This window comes from Chitinispirillales bacterium ANBcel5, from assembly GCA_029688955.1.
Lineage (GTDB): Bacteria > Fibrobacterota > Chitinivibrionia > Chitinivibrionales > Chitinispirillaceae > Cellulosispirillum > Cellulosispirillum alkaliphilum.
Genome location: JARUKZ010000002.1, coordinates 1 through 20,663 on the forward strand (window position 1 = coordinate 1; position 20,663 = coordinate 20,663).

Sequence of the window (20,663 nt, forward strand, 5' to 3'; positions counted from 1 at the left end):
TTTTTTTCAGCCCCCTTTTTCAGAGGCGTATCGAAAATACCACAATTGGAATTCGATGTCAAATGTTTTTTACCTTTTTCTGCTTTTTTTTTCAAAAAAGACTGTTTTTGAGGCAAGAGACACTACGTCTTATCATGAAAAAAATTTAATCCAATCCAATCAAAGCAGCAAAAAACACACCCAAAAACAGTTTTGAGGAACCAAACAGGTATAAAAAATGCAAATTTTAATTATGTGTAGTTGCAGCGTAATCAAGAATAGTTTATTTTATTACTTATTACAGTAGAAAAATTCATGCCCCCATAGCTCAGTAGGATAGAGCACAGGTTTCCTAAACCTGGTGCCAGTGGTTCGAATCCACTTGGGGGTATTAAACATACACTTATACCTGTTTCGTAATCAGATCTACGAAACAGGTTTTTTTATAAATTTTTGTTTTTGGTCCACAAGCCCATCTAAACAGTAAAATTATAGTAATCTATTGTTTAACTTTAACTTGAGTATTAGCAACAATACTTGTAATCTCATAGGTGTATTCCTACTTTCAATACATTTCAATTGTAGTATATAAACTTTTTAGAATAAAAAAAGCGAGGATTCAATGGCCAGGATTATTGATGAAGTCTCACGGACCTTTTCAGAGTATCTTCTTTTACCCCGTCTAACCCGCCAAAACAATGTGCCTCAGAATGTTTGCCTTCAGGCCGCTATTTCAAGATATAAGAAGGATGAAACACCATCACTTTCACTAAACATTCCGTTTGTGAGTTCAAGTATGCAGGCGGTTTCCGGTCCCGATATGGCAATAGCTCTTGCACGCCGAGGTGGTATAGGCTTTATATTTTGCTCACAAAGTGTAGAAAACCAGGCTGCAATGATAAGGAAGGTAAAATCCCACAAAGCAGGGTTTGTTCCTTCAGATTCAAATCTCAAAGCAGACAGTACACTAAGAGATGCGCTCACATTGCGGCAAAAAAATGGCCATTCTACCATGCCAGTCACTCAGGACGGCTCAAAGAATGGAAAGTTTCTCGGCATTCTTACGGACAAAGATTACTGGGAATTTGAAGACGATCTTGATGCACCGGTATCTGAGTTTATGACAAACAAAGAAAACGTGGTCTATGGGACACTGGGCATTACCCTCCATGAAGCCAACCGACTCTTGAGGAAACACAAAAAAGAGTGCCTTCCTATTCTTGATAAAGACGAAAACCTCCACTCATTGGTTTTCAGAAAAGATTATTTCGATCATATGAACAATCCAGACGAACTACTTGATCACCAAAAACGTTTGGTTGTAGGAGCAGGTGTAAACACCCATGATTACAAGGATCGCATTCCGGCCCTGGTGGAAGCTGGTGTAGATGTAGTATGCTTCGATTCATCCGACGGGTATAGTGAATTCCAGAAAGATGCAGCATTGTGGACCAGAAAAGAGTATGGTGATAAGATAGTAATCGGCGGTGGTAATATTATTGATGCGGAGGCTTTTAGATTTCTTGCAGAGGAAGCGCAACTGGATTTTGTAAAAGTAGGAATTGGTGGTGGTTCAATTTGCATTACCCGGGAGCAGAAAGGCATTGGTCGGGGGCAGGCATCGGCACTCTTTGATGTAACAGCGGAACGTGATCGCTATTTCAAAGAAAGCGGTACTTATGTACCCGTCTGTTCCGATGGAGGATTGGCAAATGACACTCAGATAATTATCGCCCTTGCAATGGGAGCTGATTTTGTAATGATGGGCAGGTATTTTGCTATGACAGATGAAAGCCCTACTCCACGGGTATCAATTGGTGGTAGAATTTACAAACCCTATTGGGGTGAAGGTTCAAACCGAGCCCGAAACTGGCAGCGGTACAGTGAGTCTGAAAGTGGACTGAAATTTGAAGAAGGTGTAGATGCATATGTTCCTGTGGTGGGGTCGGTAAAAGAAGTTCTTGGGGTAACGGTTTCTAAGATCAGATCAACCATGTGCAATATGGGCTCACTTACCTTAAAAGAGTTTTCAGAGAACTCAGTTCTTACAAGAATCTCTGAACAATCTTTTGTGGAAGGTGGTACTTCTAATGTTGTTTCACTGGATAAAGATATTCCTCATGAAGTGTAAGGGTTACTAAGGAGGTTTATTTTCCTCCTTAACTTGCAATTTTTTATTCAAACATTCGTATTCACGATTGCAAGCAAACTCTTAACGTAGGAGGTAAAATTATGGCCAAAATTCTTCGTAGACCTGTCGTCTCAGTATCGATTCTTTTATCAATTGCTCTGGGTGCATTTTTTCTGCACAACTCATTTCTCTTTGCAGAAAATAACAAACCAGAGCGGGGATCAATCCAATTTGGAGCCCAAAAACAGCCCAATATCGAAACCGCTCCCGCAATGGAGGGTTTTGCTAATGTAGTGGCAGATGTTGCAGAAGAAGTAGTTCCGACTGTTGTTTCAGTTATTCCAACCAAAATTGATACAGTAGTTTTCTCCAATAATCCTTTTTATCAGTTTTTTGGCGACCCCTTCTCTGGAAACCCTTTTGAGGAATTCTTCGGACGTCCCCGCCAAAGACGTTCTCCGCCTCCGGTAGAAAGAAGAGAGCACAGAAGACAAGGGCTTGGCTCCGGTGTTATAGTATCCGATGACGGGTACATTCTCACCAACTTCCATGTAATAGCGGGGGCTGATGAAATTGAAATTAAGACCTCAGACGGCAGAAGTTATGATGCCCAAATAGTTGGTTCCGACTCTTTAACTGATGTTGCAGTTTTAAAAATCGAAGATAGTGTAGAAGGGCTTCCGGTAGCTTATCTTGGAGACTCAGAACAGCTTCGCCCCGGTGATTGGGCTATAGCTATAGGTAATCCGTTTAGCCTAACCTCCTCGGTAACAATGGGTATCGTTTCTGCAACCGGAAGAACAACACCGGGTGGAAGCGGCAACACCTACCAAAACTTTATACAAACTGATGCAGCAATAAATCCAGGTAACTCCGGTGGAGCACTTGTGAATATCAGGGGTGAATTGATAGGTATAAACACTATGATCTACACTCGCTCCGGTGGAAACATGGGTATTGGGTTTGCCATACCAATCAATATGGCACGCAGAGTTATGGAAGATCTGATTTATGAAGGCCGGGTAACCAGAGGCTGGCTTGGTGTAATGATCCAGGAGCTTGATCAGTCCACACGTGAGGCGTTTGGAATAGCAGAAGGTACCAGAGGTGTATTGATTGGTGATGTTTTTGATGATCAGCCAGCCGATAAAGCTGGTATAAAACGAGGTGATATCATTGTAAGTGTAAACCAAAGAGCTGTTACCGAACCTAATCAACTCAGAAATGCTATTGCAAATATCCGCCCCGGCCAGGAAGTCCCAGTTGAGATACTCAGAGATAACAAGACTAAAACTCTGAACGTACGGATTACTGAGCGTGATGAGCAAACCACACGCGCACAAAGAAGCAGCTCAGAAGAGAACGAGCATTCTTCCGGAATTGAAAAGACTCTTGGTTTGAGTCTTGGCAATATCACCAGAGATATCCGCCGGGAACTTGATCTGCCCCGCAACACCAATGGTGTAATCGTGCAGGGTGTAGCTCCAAACGGCAGAGCAGCAAGAGAAGGCATACGTGAAAACGATATAATAATAGAAGTGAATCGAAACCCGGTACAGTCTGTGGATGACGTTGAAAAAATAGCAAACCAGCTGCAAAAAAGTGACCCCTTGTTACTTCTGATCCAGCGGGATGGGAATACATTTTTCAGGGCATTTCGATTACGATAATAAAAGCCATAATTTTCTCTCAAAACATACCCTGGGTCCTTGTGCAGGATTCAGGGTTATTTTATGTTCTGATACAATGCATTTCTCTTGACTCATCCTCAACTAAGAACGTATCTTCCATAATATAAACTATCTTTAACTCTTCAGGAGGAATTCATGTTTAAAAGGTTGGCGATGATATTACCATTCTTTTCACTGCTACTGGTGGTTGGTTGCGGTGTAAGCGATGAGGCTATTACAGAAGCTGAAGCGCATCTTGAGGATCTTAAGTCGAGAGGTGTGCCCGAAGACGAGCTGTCCAGACCTACAGTTTTTCTCTATCAGGCACGTGAATCAAGTCGTACCGGAAACAGTAGAGACGCTAAACAGGCCTATGATTCAGCCCTGTACCATATCGAAAAAGCACAAAATCTGTATGATGAGCAAATCGCAACACTCATGCCCACCATTAATTCCAATCTGGAAAAAGTTAATGAAGCACGCGAAGAACTCAGTGGTATGCAGGTTCGTAAAATCGACAGTACCATTGCTATCATCGATTCTTTTATAAACATTGAATGGCTACTGCAGGCTAATAATGTTGCTGTTGAATTAAAGGAAAGTTTGCCACAGCTAAAAGAGGACGAAGAAAGAGCTTCTGAATTAAGCTCACGTGTCCCTGGGGTTTGGCGCTCTCAGCAAAGAACAACAAGCAGACAACACCGGGAGGTTAATGCTCTTGAGGAGAAATTTTTCTCTTTCTTCAGAGATGGACGTGCTAAATTAGTGGAACAGAAAAAAGGCCAGAGCGGACCATACCTCAAAGAAGACTGGAAATTTGAATCTGAAGGTACCTACGAGCTGGCTGGTGATACTATATTCCTGTTCATTTCGCGTTTTGCATCCATAAAACAAGACTTTGAACGTATTCATAATGTAGACGGGGAACCGGTGTGGAAGAGCGAACCTGCTCCAACCTATGATTCAACAATAACCGATGGCAGCCAGGACCGTTTCATCCTCTGGGAAGATCTTGAAGATGATTTTACCAGAATCAGAAGATTATAAGATTTAAATAAAACGTATTTAGTTATGTTAAGTTTTAAGGCAACTATTTTGTATAGTTGCCTTTTTCATAGTTATACTTCAGCGTTTTGCTACCTCTGAACCCTACTACCCTACTTTACCTATTGAAAAACCACACTGCATATAAATTACAGTACTATCTCTTGCTCGCATCACATCTGTTTGTTATACATTAGTACCATTAGGGTAACTTCATTTCCTTACCAAATAAATAAGGAGAAACAACCAGTACGGTTACTCCTCCTTATACTATTAATCCATTTACTATTAATTATGCTACTGGTACTATATCTACTCTCTTCTTATTTTCTTTGAATCTTCTAAACTGCACAGTTCCATCAATTTTAGCAAATAAAGTATCATCAGAACCCTTACCAACATTCACTCCAGGGTGAACCACGGTTCCTCTCTGACGAATGATAATGGTTCCAGCACTAACTTGTTCACCACCAAAGCGTTTTACACCTAACATCTTTGGATTACTGTCTCTTCCATTTCTGGAACTACCAACACCTTTTTTATGTGCCATATCTTTTCTCCTTAAATCAAAACTACATCGATCAGCAAGGGGTTATACATCTATAGAGATAATCTCAACTTTGGTATAGAGCTGGCGATGTCCATTAACACGCTTATAATCTTTCCGACGCTTCTTTTTAACAACCAGTACCTTATCACCCTTTTCCTGCTCAAGGACTTTTGCTTTTACAGAAGCCCCTTCAACGACCGGATTTCCGATTTTTACATCATCACCATTAGCAGCAAGTAAGACGCGATCGATAGTAAATTCGGTACCCGCTTCTGCATCAAAAAATGGAACGCGGATTTTCATTCCGGAGCTAACTTTAAATTGGGCACCGCCCTGTTCAATAATGGAATACATGAAATCTCCTCTTTTAACATCATCAACCGCTTACATGCGGTTTTCGGCCTCATTGGACCTGTATTTTAAGGACCCAGCCCTGAACAAATATAGGGGAGAGAATAATAGTTCTTCCCGATATTACAAAAAGACCAACTATAATTTTACAATCTTAACAGCCATTAAATATAATTAGATGCACAGAAAAAAAACAAGCAAGAATATCACTATTTAGTAGTGTTTTTGAATACAAAACCACCCCAAAGGGGCTTTGCAACTACATTCAGATGGTTTTATTCGCTTGTAACTGAATTGCCCCCTTCAATCTCTTCAAAGCTGTATTCATCCTGATCAAGCTGCTCATCCTCTATGACCTTTATTTGGCAATCATGCTCATTTTCGAGCATTTTTTTCACCGCTCCCTCATCTTTTTTCAGATATGCACTAACAGCAGGATGCACCGAAAGAGTAAGTACCGAAGGTTTTTGCTGCGTTCTTCGTAATGTGCGATCGATACGGGCTGTTACCGTTTCTGGCGAAAACACCCAACCCAATCCACCACAGGCGTGACAAACGTCAGAGAAAAACTCCTGCAATTCAGGTCTCACACGTTTTCTTGTAATTTCGATTAAACAAAATTTCGAAAGACCGGTGCAGGAAGTTGCTGTAGGATCAGCGTCAAGGGCTTTTCTAACTTCATTTTCAATTTTTTTCCTGTTTTCCGGGTTTTGCATATCTATAAAATCAACGACAATCAAACCACCGATATCCCTAAGTCGAAGCTGGCGGCATATCTCCCCAACTGCATCATAATTGGTTTTGAATATGGTTTCTTCAAGATTGCTTTTCCCTACATTTCTCCCGGTATTCACATCTATTGCAACCAGCGCCTCAGTACGATCAATCAGGATATAGCCACCACTCTTTAGCCAAACCTTTCGTTTTAAAAGCCTCTCCAGCTCTTTTTCTATGTCAAACTTATCGAAGAGAGGTACCGCATCTTTGTATAAAATGACCTTCTCTCTTAGAGCAGGAGAAAGTGCTGCAAGGTAACTAATTATTTCGTTATAATCCTCTTCTTCATCTGCATAAACTTGTTGTACATCTTCAGAGAAAAGATCCCTTATTACTCTGGTAGTAATCCCAAGCTCATGGTAAATAAGTTTTGGGCCGGTTCCACTCAGCGCCTCTTCCTGCGTTTTGCGCCAGGCATCAAGCAGGAGATGTATTTCCTTTATGAACTCCGATTCGGAAACTTTTAGTCCTATCGTACGGACAATAAACCCTACCCCTTTGGGCTTAATCTGAGAGATCAGCCTTTTTAACCGAGACCTTTTTTGAGTATCATGGGTTTTCTTGGAAACACCGATGAAATCGGTATCAGGGACAAGAACCAGGAAGCGTCCTGCCAGACTAATCTGAGTTGTTATTTTAGCACCTTTGCTGCCGATAGGCTCTTTTTGAACCTGCACCAGGATTTCCTGACCAACGGTTAACACTTTTTCTATGGGGATTTTGGGTACTTTGCCCCTTTTTGAAGCCCCATGACCAGTGTAGCGCTCCATAAGTGTATCATCGGCTTCCAGAAGCAGTGACGGGTCCACATCCGAGGCGTGCAGGAATGCACACCTTTCAAGACCGATATCTATGAATGCTGCCTGGATACCGGGAAGGATAGACTCTACTCTGCCTCTATAAATATTTCCAACCAGACGAAAGTGATCCGGCCGCTCTACCACTACTTCAACTAACTTGTCATTCTCAAGCAATGCAGCCCTTTTTTCAGTTGGACTTGCATTAAAAAGTATCTTTTTCGTCATAAGTCATATCTTTTCTTTTATAATCTGATAGTTACGAGCAAAGCAAAAGTATTACTCGTTCTTTCTTCATCACCTCTTTTATTTTTATAGTGTTGGAATTCCATTCTTCCGGTAATGTTATCTGTAAATGTGTATGATATATTGGGCTGTATTCTGAGCTCAGATCTGTTTATTGGATCCTGATCTTCAGCATCCTCCAGAATTTCTTCCTCATTAGTTGTGGTTATATTCAACCCTATATTCGTTCTGCCACGCACAGGAATAGTTCGGTTAAACAGTGTTATATCATCAATAGCACTTGATTGTGTAATCTCATAACTTAGAGTAAAGTTATTACCGGAACGTATAATTTCACGTGTTGACTCCTTCTTTTTATTTAAAGTGCGCCTGAAGTTGAAATTAACAGGCCACCTGCGTAAGGTGCCATCAATCCCTATCAGAGGTCCCCAATCGAAGACCGTGGTCTTAGACTCTCTTACTGTCGACAAGGAATTTACATTCCTGCTTTTCGTGAAATTAAGCGTAGAAGAAAGATTCAATCTCTGAAACACATCATCCAAATATCCTATATCCATAAGAAGGGGTGAATTTGCACTGATACGAATCTCAGGTTCAATGTAGGATGTATCTACCCTTGCAGTATCAGGTTGAACTCTGAATTCTTCACTCCATCCAAAGCTTACGTTAGTGAAATTGACCCTGAAAGGCTCAGGAATTGAGAACCTGGTTGAAAAAGAGCGTCTTCTTGTTCCGAGCCTGTAATTCCTTGAATAATCGCTCTCGCCATGGCGACTCCAAAAATTCATACCGCCTAAGGCATAGTAGTCATCCATATGAGCATTGAATATATCGCTTAATGAGCGCCCCTTAACCCCAATTTGGTATTTAAAAAAATCTAACCCACTGACATTGGCGGTTTCAAGGAATTCAGAGTCAAGATTAAAATTTCTTAGCTCTGTACTGGTTATATAATCAAAATCTACAGAGCGCAATTCGATGTTTTGAAAACCATCACCAATCAAACTGAAAAAATCTCCAATTACAGCTCTGGAGCCAAGCTCATTAAAGAGAGTATTGAGCCGAAGAGAGGTTCTGACTTCAAAACTTGTATTTACTGTAGCATCAAAACGGTCTCTTGCTGCCGCTCCGGTTGAACTTCTAAGGTTACTTTCATAGTTTCCGCTGTAGTTGAAATTATGTGTAAGCCAATTGAAGATACGTGGCTCAAATCTTATGCCAGCGCTCTGAGTTCTTCTTCTTTCACCATGTAAAATCATATATCTTGGGTCCCAGTTATCGTTGAGACTAAAGATATTGTTCCTCATTACTCCCCACATTTCATCCCTGGAAAAGCCGCCACTTTCAGAAAGATCTCTTTGAATGTTCAAAGAATAATTTAAGTTCAACAGCGGTCTTATGGGGGAATATTCAACTCGCATCCCGTGATTGAGACCAAAAGTGTAGCTTGTAGGTGGAGCAAAAACCGGTTCCGCATCGGTTCTGATATTTCGCTCTTTTCTGTAGCTAACTTCTGCCAGATCAAAATTAATTGTGCGGGGCAAAAGATTAATCTCATACCGTTTTACCTCATCGGGGAGCCAGGGTAAGTCCGAATTTCTAAACGGTGTCCATGAGAGATTGTTTCCGGGGCTGAGATCATAATTCAGTCTTCCCGAGTAGGTAGTGGTAGAATCCAAAGTCACATAATTAAGGGTATCCGGATGAGGATGGAGTCCCCGGCCTGTCATGGAAGCGTTCTCATTGTAGCGTACTTCGGCTCTGATTCTATCAAGTGTCATATTAACAAAAAGGTTATCAGAGGTAGTCCTTTTCTCAAAAGTTGCATATGCACTGCGACTAACATTTTGTGATTCAAAAAGCTGAGCCAGTGAAGTGTCGCTTTTAAACAGGTCACGGCCAAAAATCATATTCAACGCATCGGCTCCCATATCTCTGAGAACATCGGGCCTGTTGTTCTCTCCCATAAGGGAAATATCGGAACCCGGGGCTTGTTGCGGTCGGGTTATAGTACCACTAACAGAGGCTCCTACGGGTAATGAAATCCCCCAGTTATCAGGCATAAACTTGTCAAGATTCGCTCCCACACTGAAGTTACCCGAAAGCCTGCTGTTCTGAGCGGTAATGTCATTATCCACCATTCGCCTGAAGTCTGCATCGTTGTAATCCATGCTTGCAGAGAAATTCATGAAATCAGACCACTGAGTTCGTACACTTGCCCTTGAGGCCCAGCCCCGAAGTTTTCTGGCCCCCACTACTCTCATATCATTAACCCAAACTTCTCCGGACCGGGGAGTGACACCTACTCCTTCCTTGTAAACACCTAACGCCATATAGGTAATATTGGCGAAATTTGGACGCATGTTGGGTGGAGCAACAATTCTCATTGACCCGTCTTCACTTGTTATATCTATGGGCTGATTATCAAAGTCCACTGTAAGTTTTAGATCGGAAAAATCATTAAGACTAATCGCGTTGTAATTATCATCCCAGCTACTGTTTATTACTGTGCGATACTCATAGAAGGTAGAGTCATTGTGTCCAAAGCGGAAAACAAATTTTACATCTTCATTGTACGGCGCGTTTTCATCACCATGAATATAGAAAGTAAGGGAATCGTAAGGAGAGATATCCTGAGACATACGGCTTAAATTTCTTCTGACCAAAGCTGTGTCCCCTACCTCCAGATCATGAAAATTCAGTCTCAGGGCTTGCTCCAGTTCAAGTCCGTGATCTCTTGTTGAATCTGGCCGGAAAGGCAAATCGCGATTAAGGCTTCTTCTAAAATCCTCATTTTCGTGATTACTGATTGAAGATGCTTCAATTTTAAATACTTCGCCCGAATCGGGAAGGACATTGGGAACCACTTCCCACTCATTGCCAACAAACTCCATATTTGCAATCACCAGCTGATGCTCTGTGGTAAGATTGTACTCATTGAAATCATGCCACACTAAACGCACCATATCAACATCACGCCATGATGGGTCCCCTACACTATCCCGTACTCCATCAAGCACCTCTTTTATGGGTATTCTGTAAAGTCTCCACCCCTTTTCTGTAACCAGTGCTGCGGAAGTATCTATAAAGGGAAGATCATCAAGATCAAGGTCAATAGTATAGCTATAGTACCATTCGTCCTGAAAAATGCGAACCTGTCCATTGTTAAGGATATCTTCGCTGTCCATTCTGCTATTACGCTCAGTACCATTTACAAACCTGTAATCCCCTGCGTTGCTTGAGCTATTGTATTCTCTATAGTTATCACCGGATGGATCATCCGGGTAAAGCAATAAAGAATCTCCATACCATAATGTATCCCAAGCACTGGCATTAGCATTGGGAATAAGATAATACTCAAGCGAATCAGGCAAACCATCCAAACCAAGGTCCAACTCTGATCTGATTTCACCTCTACGAAGCGGATCCTCTGCGTCCGCCTTCTGATTGGGAGGTCCACCATGGCGCACCTGATCCTCTTTCATTTGACCGATTTGAATAGTCAGCTTACCTCTTCCGGTGGCAAGATTTGTGTCAGGCTGAAGAAGTACTTCCAAATAGTCGGCCTTTTCAAGGTTCATTGCATTGCTATGAAACGGGGTCATAATAGAAGCATAAGAGTTGGCAAAACGATCGGTCAAAGAATCGACGGGATGTCCTGGTGTTGTATGCAAACGCAGCACATTTTCATACTCTACCCTGGTAGTTTGAACATTGCTCCACACGTGATGTCTTGGTATTCTGTGCTTGGAATCATAAGATATTGGTGTAAACCAATAAAAATCCCAGGCCGGCGGCCTTTCGAGTATATCTTCGCCATCAAAGGGAAAGCTTGCCATATGCCATGATCTGTGACTTAAGGAAAGAGCATAACTCTGCCGCACTCTTTCGAAGTCATCAACATATGCGCTCCCTCTTCTGTTTGGATTCATATTACTAAACGCCACTTCGAAATCAAAAAGAGCAGAAGACTTTGCTGTAGTATTGATTAGCGGTAGCGCGTTAACCAAACCCGTCATCCATTGGGGCTCAAAATCTAGTCTGGTATTAAAGTTAAGCAACATTTTACCATGAGGTTCGTTTCCTAAATAGGGTGTTTGATTTGAATTGGTCCCCTGGTAAAGAAAGTTCATTGCAGCAAAGGATCTGTCACTAAAGAAAGGAAGTTGCAGCTCTCCTCTGGTACCAAAAAACCATTGTCTCTCAGGAACAAACAACGACTCACGCTGATACTCTATTTCTACATCCTCTGCCCTCGATTGAGCCCGGGGAGAGACAAGATCCAAAGTTCCCATGTCATAGTTAACTACGTAGTCAACATTTTCCTCAAATACCTCCCCTCCTGCGGTGACTCTCACCGTACCACGCATCACTCCCCAACCTAAATTAAAACTGGTACCAACGGTAGTTCCTGAAGTCCTTATGACAAACAAGGGATTATACTCTCTGAATTCCGGTGAATTATGACCGTAACGATAAATTGTAGTATCAGCCAATTCACCAAGAGCAGGATTAGAAAAGGGTTCATTACCATGAAACGTGCTGTCAAAAGGTGGAATTATAAGGTAGCCATTATCCCAATCAAAAATGTCGGGATTATCATGCTTAGGACTGTTATTTTCAGTTACCCCAAGTATATCCCCAATAAATTTACCAGAAACACTTGAAGATGTATCGTTGGTACCATACGGTACATACTGGAAATTAAGCCTGAAATTTGAGCGATCCCTGGAACTGGATATTCGATATACATTACGCCACATAAGATGATAGGTCGGATCATTTGAAGCTCTGTCGCGCATATTATCTGGCTTAAGAACTTCAAAATCATATACCCGGGAGTCGTCACCATCCTGGGTGTCAGCGAACTGACCTTTATTTAAACTTCCATCATCAGTTCTCAAAGTAAAAGCGATCAGATCGTTATCGCTGATGTATTGTTTCTCTTTGAAACGAATCCACCCTTCTTCCCGATTAAGAAAATAGTCCCTATCTTCTATTAGCACTTCGAATTCAGCGATATCTGGCGAACCGGCTCTCCCTCTTACCCAGGTACGGTCTGAAGCTCTATCAACCTCAGCCCTGTCAAAGGAAGTCATTCTTTTTAAAATCTGTACTGCATCAACTCTGGGCGGACTTGTTTCATCGTCATAATAATATTTCTGATTCCAATATCGTTTGTAGAGAGTATCAAGGAAGAAGAAGCGATTCTTTACAAAATCATCCTCTCTGAATACTTCTACACCCGTTTGCCTTTCGGCTGTAAGCCTTTCACTTTCTCCCTGAGCATGACTGAGAATCGTGGTAAGCATAAGAGGTCCAAGCTTACCTCTCATCTTTATCCCAAATAATCCCTCATGCCTTTCAGAGTACCCCGAAAGACTGGTACCAGGCATATCAAACCCAGTATACCCAACCACGACCTCCTGAATAATTTCATCCTCAAGTTCCCCGGGAGTGTTCTCTGTATATTCGATTTTAAAATTTTGAAGCGGATTATCCAATCCAAAACCATCATCATCACTGGCGCTGATATTTATACTTATCAATCTGCCAATACTACCGGTTATACTAAAGTGATGATCACTGGTAAAATTGAAGCCAGGACCAGTGTTTTCTAACTCACCTGTTCTCACTGTAGTTCGATCATACTCTATCCCCATAGTTAAGGACCCACTAACCGACAGACGTGGTGGTTCAGTTCCAATGAGACGCTGAGCCCAGGAAGGGTAGTGTACCGGAAGAGCCAGTTCAAGGCGCGACCTTCTGTCATCTTCCTCTTCTTCGCCCTCTTTAAGTTTTTCGAGTACCCCTTCGTGCCAGTTGTTTCTTAAAAGGTAATTGTTACGTGAAAGGAGATAGTCGTTTAATTCACTGTAATGATATGCCCAAACAGCAAACCCAAGCTCATCCTTGCGCATAAAAGTGATTTGTCTATTTTCGAAGTTTATGATCGCAGTGTCAGAGAAAAGTGTGGTATTTAAATCTAAAATTCGCGGGGATTTAGAGTTTAGGGGGCTGGTGAGGTCTTGATAATCCAGGGGATGAAACCCCTCAATTTTCGGCAATTCAAAGACCAATCCCTGTGCAAAAGCAGCCTGACTAAAGGCGATAATACAGCATAAAAGCGCAAAAATCGTTTTTCCCACGACTATCTTCTACTCCCTTTTTTGCTATCATTTTTTTTTACATCCTGAACGCATCTAAAACCAACAGGATTATGTCTGTTTTGAGGAAAGTAACTATAGCGGGGGTCAAAACAATTACTCTGGTTCGCACTTTCCCAAAAACCACCCATGACGTAAAAAAATCTTCTGTTTTCAGTTGATCGTGTTGATGTCCACTCTGCTAAGCCACCGGACATATCATAGGTGCCAAAATATCCTCTGCACTGAGAAAATGAACCTGAAGTCCGCTTTCTGGTTTCTTCTGTTGGGCACAAGCCGCTTTGGTAACGCTCTCCATAGGGATAAGCCCATTGATGAGGACCACTGCATGCTAAGCTCCACTCCTCTTTGGTGGGCAAACGTTTTCCGGCAGAGTAACAGGAATCCATTGCCTCATAATAGGAAACAAAGGAGACGGGATACACCCCTTCCCTGTTTGGCCATGCATAGCGATCTATACAAAACTCTTTTTCCCCATCAGTTACATAAATCATATCAGACGGGCAAAGTGTAAGATAATACTCTGGTTTAATCTCATAAAACTCTCTTCTCTGGGCAAACAGTTCCCCACATTCATCCTCTGCTTTATAAACAAGGGTTCTGCTTTCATCAATAATTATCTCTGAGCCATCATAAACATTCCACTCAGAGCCCTCTTCTGCAAGGCGCCATTTCACGGTACTGGGTTTATTGGCCACCAGCGTTACAGAAACACTGCCATAGTGTATTCCACCCGATGGTTCAGGGTGAACCATGAGTACTACCGTATCACTTTCACAGGGATCGACCTTTTCTTGCTCCACAACAGAACTGTCCACAGGCGTTTTGGTGGTATCTTCACAGCTCGTTTCCACACTATCCCTGTCGCTTATCGTTTCTGTATGTTTTTCTTTAGGTGGTAACTGATCAGCCTGCTCTTTTGCCTCCTGTTGTTCCTCTATCTCCTCAGTCTCTTCTTTTTCAACCACCACAGTATCATCAATACTTTCGTAGATACTATCCACTGGCTCAATTTGGGTATAATCATAGTCGAGCGGTGGTTCACTTATTTGAGGGCGCAAGTTCAAATAAAGATACAATGTGATAACAAAGAGGGCAATAAGAAGCACCACAAGAACGGCTCTCTTTGTATACCGATTATTTTTTTTAGACCCGTTGTGCACTACATTCTCACGTTTCTAACATTTTTAGATTTAAACTCAGACCGAAGTTACACATTTTCTATGGTGGAGAAGACTTTAAGGAAATCCAACGTTTCCTTAACATCGTGCACTCTGAATATACGAGCACCTCTGGTGTATGCACTTGCTACACTCCCCAGCGATCCCCACAGTCTTTGCTCAGTTTCCCGCTCGGTGATTTTCCCAATAAACGCTTTCCTCGAGGTTCCAACAAGCAGTGGAAACCCCAGTTCCTTTAAGCGCTCAAGCCCGCGAAGAAGCGCAATATTATGGTCAAACGTTTTTGCGAAACCAATCCCCGGGTCCAAAATAATTCGCTCCCGACCCACCCCAGCTGCTCTGAACTTACTCACCGCCTCAAGAAGTTCCCCGCTCACCTCTTTGATCACATCGTCATAAGAAGGAGCATGTTGCATAGTCTGCGGTGTTTTGCGGCTGTGCATAAGCACCACCGTAGCCCCCAGCTCAGCAACTACGTTTGCAATTTGAGGATCAAATCTCGCTGCACTGATATCATTAACCCAGCTGGCCCCAGCCTTAAGAGCTGCTCTGGCAGTCAAAGACCAGGTTGTATCAACACTTATGGGTCCCTTAAAGTCTCTTGCCAGTTTTTCTATAACCGGGACAACTCTGCTGCATTCCTCCTCAGGATCAACAATTGATGCGCCCGGTCTTGAGGATGCCCCCCCTATATCTAAAATGTCCGCACCCTCTTGTGCAAGGCGCAAACCATGCGCTACTGCGGCATCAATTTGACTATATCTTCCACCATCATAGAATGAATCGGGGGTTACATTCACTATCCCCATTATAAGAAATTGTTTGCTGTCCAGAGTACTCATAGAAATGCGAAGAGGAAAAAGGTTTATTGCTGCTTTTTTTTGTAGAAAAATATATTCAGATGCTCTTCAATAAAAATCAACGGGGTAATTAATTTCTTTTATCACCAAATACTAACATTTTTCTTTGCTGTTTTCCACCCTAAGTATTTATCTTTTCTACATTCACTTCCAATTCACTACTAATTCTCTCAGTACGTAACTATCCACTTGTGCCCCGGAGAATTAAGATGAAAATAGCTATGCTTGCACCTGTTGCATGGAGAACACCACCCCGCCATTATGGCCCCTGGGAACTGGTTACCTCTCTTTTAACCGAACAATTGGTGAAAATGGGCTTAGATGTCACCCTTTTTGCCACTCAGGACTCCCTTACTTCAGCCCGCCTGCGCTCTGTTGTAAAAAGCGGCTATGAAGAGGACCCCCATAGTGATGCAAAGGTTTGCGAAAGCCTTCATATAGCAAACTGCTTCGAAAGCGCAGAGGAGTTTGATTTAATTCACAACCATTTTGATTTCCTGCCACTATGTTACTCTAAATTGACCAAAACTCCTCTCCTGACGACGATTCATGGGTTTTCATCACCAAAAATCCTTGCAGTTTATAAAAGATATAACACATCGGGCAATTATGTATCTATCAGTGATTCAGATCGCTCAGAGCAGCTAAACTACCTGAAAACAATCTATCACGGCATAGATATTGATAGATTCACGTTCAGAAAAGAGCGGGGGAAATATCTGATCTTCTTTGGTCGAATGCACCATGATAAAGGCGCACTGGAAGCCATAAAGATCGCTCAAAGAGCATCAATGGAGCTTGTGATGGCAGGACCTATTCAGGATCAGGAGTACTTTAAAACCTGTGTGGCACCTTATATCGACAATAAGAATGTTCACTATGCAGGAAGTGTAGGCCCCGCTGAACGAGATCAACTCCTCGGGGAAGCACTGGCGCTTCTGCATCCCATTAATTTTAATGAGCCCTTTGGATTATCGGTGGTTGAAGCCATGGCATGCGGCACCCCCACCGTGGCATTTAACCGGGGAAGCATGCCGGAGCTTATTGAACACGGTAAAACGGGTTTTCTGGCCCAAACAACAGAGGAGGCGGCCAGATATATCGATCAGTGCATCTCCATTAACAGGGTAAACTGCAGAAACCGGGCAGAACAACGCTTCTCTGTTAAAAAAATGGCAGAACAATATGCTGAAGCATATACTATAATTTTAGAAAAAGATGCTGTAATTTTAGAAAAAGATGCTGTTTCAATGCAACGAGGAAAAGGAGAGGTGGTGTGAAAATGGGATTTCTGTTTTCAGGGTTATTTTGGGGGATAATTCTTATCCTCATAGGTTTGTCGATAATTATCCGGGTGGTATTCAATATTCAGATACCACTGTTTAGAATTGTTTTTGCCCTTATTCTTATCTACCTGGGCATTAGGGTGCTTGTTGGCGGAGCGTGGATCAGGGGTGATCAGAGAACCGCACTGTTTGAAGACAGAACTATCGGGGCTAAAGAGGGGGAATATAATGTTATTTTCAGCAGAGCACAGATCGATGCCACACAGCCATTGCCCAGGGGGGGCGACAATATCGAAACAAACACTGTTTTTGGCTCCAGTGTACTAAAAATCTCCAAAGACATACCCACCAGGATAAAGGTATCAGCCGTTTTTGCTTCCACTTCCCTTCCGGATGGTAACACAATCAGTTTTGGTGATTATACCTACCTAAACCCCGCCTACAGTGCCGATGAACCATTCAGGACAATCAGGGCAAATGTGGTGTTTGGAAATTTAACGGTGATTGAGAATGACTAAGATCAGCAATAAAGAATAATACTATTCGAAATTCTGTTCACAATTGAGCCATTCCGCCACAGCCGTTATGTATTTTACTATTGACCAGAAAAGATTTTATCCTACAGGGAGTTATTACCACTATGGCTGATAAAGAGAAAAAGGAAAAGAAGAAACGCTCCTTACCAAAGCGTCTTTTAATCCTGATAATTGTGCTTTCAGGTTTGGCTTTAGTAGCCACTGTTCCCGGATACATGGCTGCACGGTTTGCTTTCAACCGTTATTTTGAGCACTGGGGAGATAGGCTTGTTGATCTTGAAAAACGAGGGCTGCTCTCAACAGAATATGGTGCAGGGTGGCAGGATGTGTTGATGGACAAAGCAATGGAGCTTGAAGCTCAAAGAATAATTCAGGGCATAGATAGTGTTGAAGAAGAGGAAGCTGAAGTTGTTGATGGAATTATCCTCTCTGATTACCCCTCCCTTTCTGTGGTAAAGCTTTTGCGCGAAATACGAGAGTATTCAAACACCATTTTAATTACCGATCGCAACGATCACCCGCTGACCACCATCAAAACGAATCATCAGCGGGCAAGGATTGATGAATTCCCTCAAACTCTTATCACCGCACTTATTGCAGCCGAAGACCAAAATTTCTGGGAAAACGACCTGGGCTTTGAATTCGACAGTTTTGCACGGGCAGCAATTATGGCTGCAAAGCGTTCCGCATTAAACTTCCGACGCGCTATACCACGAGGCACCTCTACCATCACTCAACAGGTTGCAAAGCTTTTTATCTCAAGGCTCGATGAAGTAGGACGTCGGGAAGTAAGCACCACTGTGGACAGAAAGGTTCGGGAGTTACGGCTTGCAGTTGCGTTGCGCAAGCTTTACAGCGCAGAAGAGATCCTTGAGGTTTACATGAATCACAGTGTAACAAGCGATTATGGCCTTATAGGCTACAAGGATATTGCAAACGGACTTTTTGGTAAGGAACTTCATGAGCTTAGTGACGCAGAGTGTATTTATCTTGCGCGTATGGTGAAATGGGGACGCAATGTCAGACCAAGAATAATTGAACAGTGCAGAATAGATATGCCCAGAATGGGTGATGCGCTGGGGTGGAGTGAAGAGAAAAGAGAAGAGGTGCTTGAGGAGATTGAGAACCTTACCTTTACTCGCCCTCAACGGGTAAGAGGCGATCATGGCCCCCTCGTTGACCTGGCCAATGAATTCTGGCTTAAAACTCTCAGGCAGAATGGTTCCAGTGAAGAGCAGATTGCACAGATGGATTTAATCGATCCCAACTCACTTGTACGCCGCAAGGGTAATCTTACTCTTAAGCTCAGTATCGATCTGCCACTTCAGAGAAAACTTGAAGAGCTTGTGGATGCCAGAGGTTATGGCCCCGATACAACAATCCATAATGAGGTCAGAATTGGAAGTTTTGGTGAAAATGTTACGCTACATTCCCCCCCCAGAGATACCGTAAGATCAATCCAGGTGCTTACTGAACAAAGGGATCTCTCTGAACCCGGCTCCTCTTATATCACCACTTTGGAGCCTGGTGATACACTCATTAAAAACATCCGCTATAGAGAACTGGACAATCAGGAATACAGACGTAGTATTTTTTACTACACCCGAATGCCACAAACAGTCGATGGACAGTACTACGCCTATTCGATCATGGATTCAAGAACCGGTAAACTTCTGGCTTACTACTCACGAGACCGCCTTGGTTCACGGCTGATAGGACTGCTGCGAAACAGAGTCCCCAACGGCTCTGCTACCGCAAAGCCCATACTGAATGCCCTTAATTATGATCTAGGCATCTTTCGGCCCTACAGTCGATGGACCGATACTGAACCTGTTAAGGAAGATGTACCGTGGAGCAGAGAGATAAACTACAGTGGCGGTAGACCAATAGGTGTGATCTTTGACCAGACAGCAGTAAGGGGCAGAGGCTACCGTGTACACAACTATGGAAGACGTTTTGCGGGCTGTCAGTATGTTTTTGATCTTCTAAACACCTCAAATAACATTTTAGGAGTGGAAACGATCTACCGACTCAATCAGCGAATCAGTGACAATGGTGAAATTCCCGCTCAGGCGTTTCCACTGGTAAATCTTCTGTACCGCCTTGGGGCATATTCCCGTATCACCGATGAGCTCAATATGGATTATGTAACAGGGGTGAGGGTATATAAGGAGATATCCCGGATTATTGGGGCCGAAGTCGATTCGATGCGCTCTGGTCAACGAAGAGTACCTATTTCAGACAGTCTCTACTCGGTTGCGCTGGGGACACTTGAAATGTCCCTTTATGAACAGATGCATGTATTCAACATGCTATACAACAATGAGCTTATCGAAAACCCCGCGGAGCAACCTTCACTTGTTCTTGAATCGATAACACTCAATGGAAATCCCGTGGCAATCAATGATACTATCAGACGATTTCGTCCATTGTCAGATATAAACAGTATTCGCCCCACGTTACTTGGACTTCACAAAAGACTGGTTTCCCATCCCGGAGACGGACTTACTGCATACGATATAGCCTATACTCCGGATTTAAACGATCCGGTCTACAACTCCGAAAGTTTTCATGAAGACGCGTTTTACATAGATGAATCTTTGTCTAATTTTGCCAAAAGCGGAACAACGGATGAAGTGATCCGCCCCTTTAACGTGGATGCATCGAGTGATAAGCGCACCAATTACGGGCTTTGGAATGCAGTGGTGCGGGTTGATCTGTCAAAATTTTCAGGAGCAGAAGGCCCCGAAGATATCAGAGACCTGACGGTAGCTTCCATTGGCGAGGGAAATATGGAGTACACCGGAGCCAGAGATGGAAAATCGCTGCACAAGTTTCTTACTATAGGCCTACTAAGAGAAGCTGGTATCAGAGCCCCAAATGGTTTCTATTCACAGTATGAGTCGTATATCCGAAGTGTAACCCCTGAAGCGGAAAAAAATTGTGAACAGCAACCAGTTACAGTTCCGGTAGATACCGGGTACGATGAAGAGGAGCTTGAGAGAGAAATTGTTGAAGAACGAACTAATGGCCTCCCTGGTTAACCATAACATTGAACTTTGGCCTGGCAGACAACCAGGCCAAAGCT

Annotated in this window: 12 protein-coding genes and 1 tRNA gene; 7 read left to right on the forward strand and 6 right to left on the reverse strand. The window is 42.8% G+C overall.

Going from position 1 to position 20,663, the window contains the following annotated elements:
- Window positions 1–296: 296 nt before the first annotated feature.
- The 4 genes from QA601_01115 to QA601_01130 all read left to right on the forward strand — a co-directional run bounded on the left by QA601_01115 (window position 297) and on the right by QA601_01130 (window position 4,827).
- A tRNA-Arg gene (locus QA601_01115) sits at window positions 297–370 on the forward strand.
- 231 nt (window positions 371–601) lie between these two features.
- Window positions 602–2,110, forward strand: a complete 1,509-nt coding sequence (locus tag QA601_01120; protein ID MDG5813667.1) for an IMP dehydrogenase — start codon at window positions 602–604, stop codon at window positions 2,108–2,110.
- Window positions 2,111–2,211: 101 nt separating this feature from the next.
- Window positions 2,212–3,780 carry a DegQ family serine endoprotease gene (locus tag QA601_01125; GenBank protein ID MDG5813668.1) on the forward strand — a complete coding sequence of 523 codons (1,569 nt, stop codon included), beginning with the start codon at window positions 2,212–2,214 and terminating at the stop codon, window positions 3,778–3,780.
- A 156-nt stretch (window positions 3,781–3,936) separates the two neighbouring features.
- Complete coding sequence (locus QA601_01130) at window positions 3,937–4,827, forward strand: hypothetical protein (protein MDG5813669.1); 891 nt, start codon at window positions 3,937–3,939, stop codon at window positions 4,825–4,827.
- 289 nt (window positions 4,828–5,116) lie between these two features.
- Here QA601_01130 and rpmA read toward each other — a convergent pair whose 3' ends face one another.
- From rpmA to folP, 6 genes are all read right to left on the reverse strand, one after another.
- A complete protein-coding gene (rpmA, locus tag QA601_01135; GenBank protein ID MDG5813670.1) occupies window positions 5,117–5,374 on the reverse strand; it encodes a 50S ribosomal protein L27 in 258 nt (85 codons plus the stop codon).
- A 42-nt stretch (window positions 5,375–5,416) separates the two neighbouring features.
- On the reverse strand, window positions 5,417–5,728 hold the full coding sequence (gene rplU, locus QA601_01140) for a 50S ribosomal protein L21 (protein MDG5813671.1): 312 nt from the start codon (window positions 5,726–5,728) through the stop codon (window positions 5,417–5,419).
- Window positions 5,729–6,000: 272 nt separating this feature from the next.
- A complete protein-coding gene (locus QA601_01145) occupies window positions 6,001–7,527 on the reverse strand; it encodes an Rne/Rng family ribonuclease (GenBank protein ID MDG5813672.1) in 1,527 nt (508 codons plus the stop codon).
- A gap of 17 nt (window positions 7,528–7,544) precedes the next feature.
- Window positions 7,545–13,694 carry a hypothetical protein gene (locus tag QA601_01150; GenBank protein ID MDG5813673.1) on the reverse strand — a complete coding sequence of 2,050 codons (6,150 nt, stop codon included), beginning with the start codon at window positions 13,692–13,694 and terminating at the stop codon, window positions 7,545–7,547.
- Window positions 13,695–13,696: 2 nt separating this feature from the next.
- Window positions 13,697–14,824 (reverse strand): SUMF1/EgtB/PvdO family nonheme iron enzyme, encoded by a 1,128-nt coding sequence (locus QA601_01155; GenBank protein ID MDG5813674.1) that lies wholly within the window; start codon window positions 14,822–14,824, stop codon window positions 13,697–13,699.
- A 98-nt stretch (window positions 14,825–14,922) separates the two neighbouring features.
- Entirely contained in the window at window positions 14,923–15,735 is an 813-nt protein-coding gene (gene folP, locus QA601_01160) for a dihydropteroate synthase (GenBank protein ID MDG5813675.1), read from the reverse strand.
- A gap of 227 nt (window positions 15,736–15,962) precedes the next feature.
- On the opposite strand from folP, the gene QA601_01165 reads away from it, so the two are divergent.
- The 3 genes from QA601_01165 (at window position 15,963) to QA601_01175 (ending at window position 20,619) form a co-directional block, all read left to right on the forward strand.
- Entirely contained in the window at window positions 15,963–17,033 is a 1,071-nt protein-coding gene (locus tag QA601_01165) for a glycosyltransferase family 4 protein (protein MDG5813676.1), read from the forward strand.
- Window positions 17,030–17,557, forward strand: a complete 528-nt coding sequence (locus QA601_01170) for a hypothetical protein (GenBank protein MDG5813677.1) — start codon at window positions 17,030–17,032, stop codon at window positions 17,555–17,557. The genes QA601_01165 and QA601_01170 overlap by 4 nt, the downstream gene beginning before the upstream one ends.
- A 122-nt stretch (window positions 17,558–17,679) precedes the next feature.
- A complete protein-coding gene (locus tag QA601_01175) occupies window positions 17,680–20,619 on the forward strand; it encodes a transglycosylase domain-containing protein (GenBank protein ID MDG5813678.1) in 2,940 nt (979 codons plus the stop codon).
- Window positions 20,620–20,663 lie beyond the last annotated feature (44 nt).

What these genes read in the sequence shown, in the direction of transcription:
- QA601_01120 (MDG5813667.1), top strand. Translation starts at nt 602, where the DNA reads ATGGCCAGGATTATTGATGAAGTCTCACGGACCTTTTCAGAGTATCTT.
- QA601_01125 (MDG5813668.1), top strand. Translation starts at nt 2,212, where the DNA reads ATGGCCAAAATTCTTCGTAGACCTGTCGTCTCAGTATCGATTCTTTTA.
- QA601_01130 (MDG5813669.1), top strand. Translation starts at nt 3,937, where the DNA reads ATGTTTAAAAGGTTGGCGATGATATTACCATTCTTTTCACTGCTACTG.
- rpmA (MDG5813670.1), bottom strand. Translation starts at nt 5,374, where the DNA reads ATGGCACATAAAAAAGGTGTTGGTAGTTCCAGAAATGGAAGAGACAGT.
- rplU (MDG5813671.1), bottom strand. Translation starts at nt 5,728, where the DNA reads ATGTATTCCATTATTGAACAGGGCGGTGCCCAATTTAAAGTTAGCTCC.
- QA601_01145 (MDG5813672.1), bottom strand. Translation starts at nt 7,527, where the DNA reads ATGACGAAAAAGATACTTTTTAATGCAAGTCCAACTGAAAAAAGGGCT.
- folP (MDG5813675.1), bottom strand. Translation starts at nt 15,735, where the DNA reads ATGAGTACTCTGGACAGCAAACAATTTCTTATAATGGGGATAGTGAAT.
- QA601_01165 (MDG5813676.1), top strand. Translation starts at nt 15,963, where the DNA reads ATGAAAATAGCTATGCTTGCACCTGTTGCATGGAGAACACCACCCCGC.
- QA601_01175 (MDG5813678.1), top strand. Translation starts at nt 17,680, where the DNA reads ATGGCTGATAAAGAGAAAAAGGAAAAGAAGAAACGCTCCTTACCAAAG.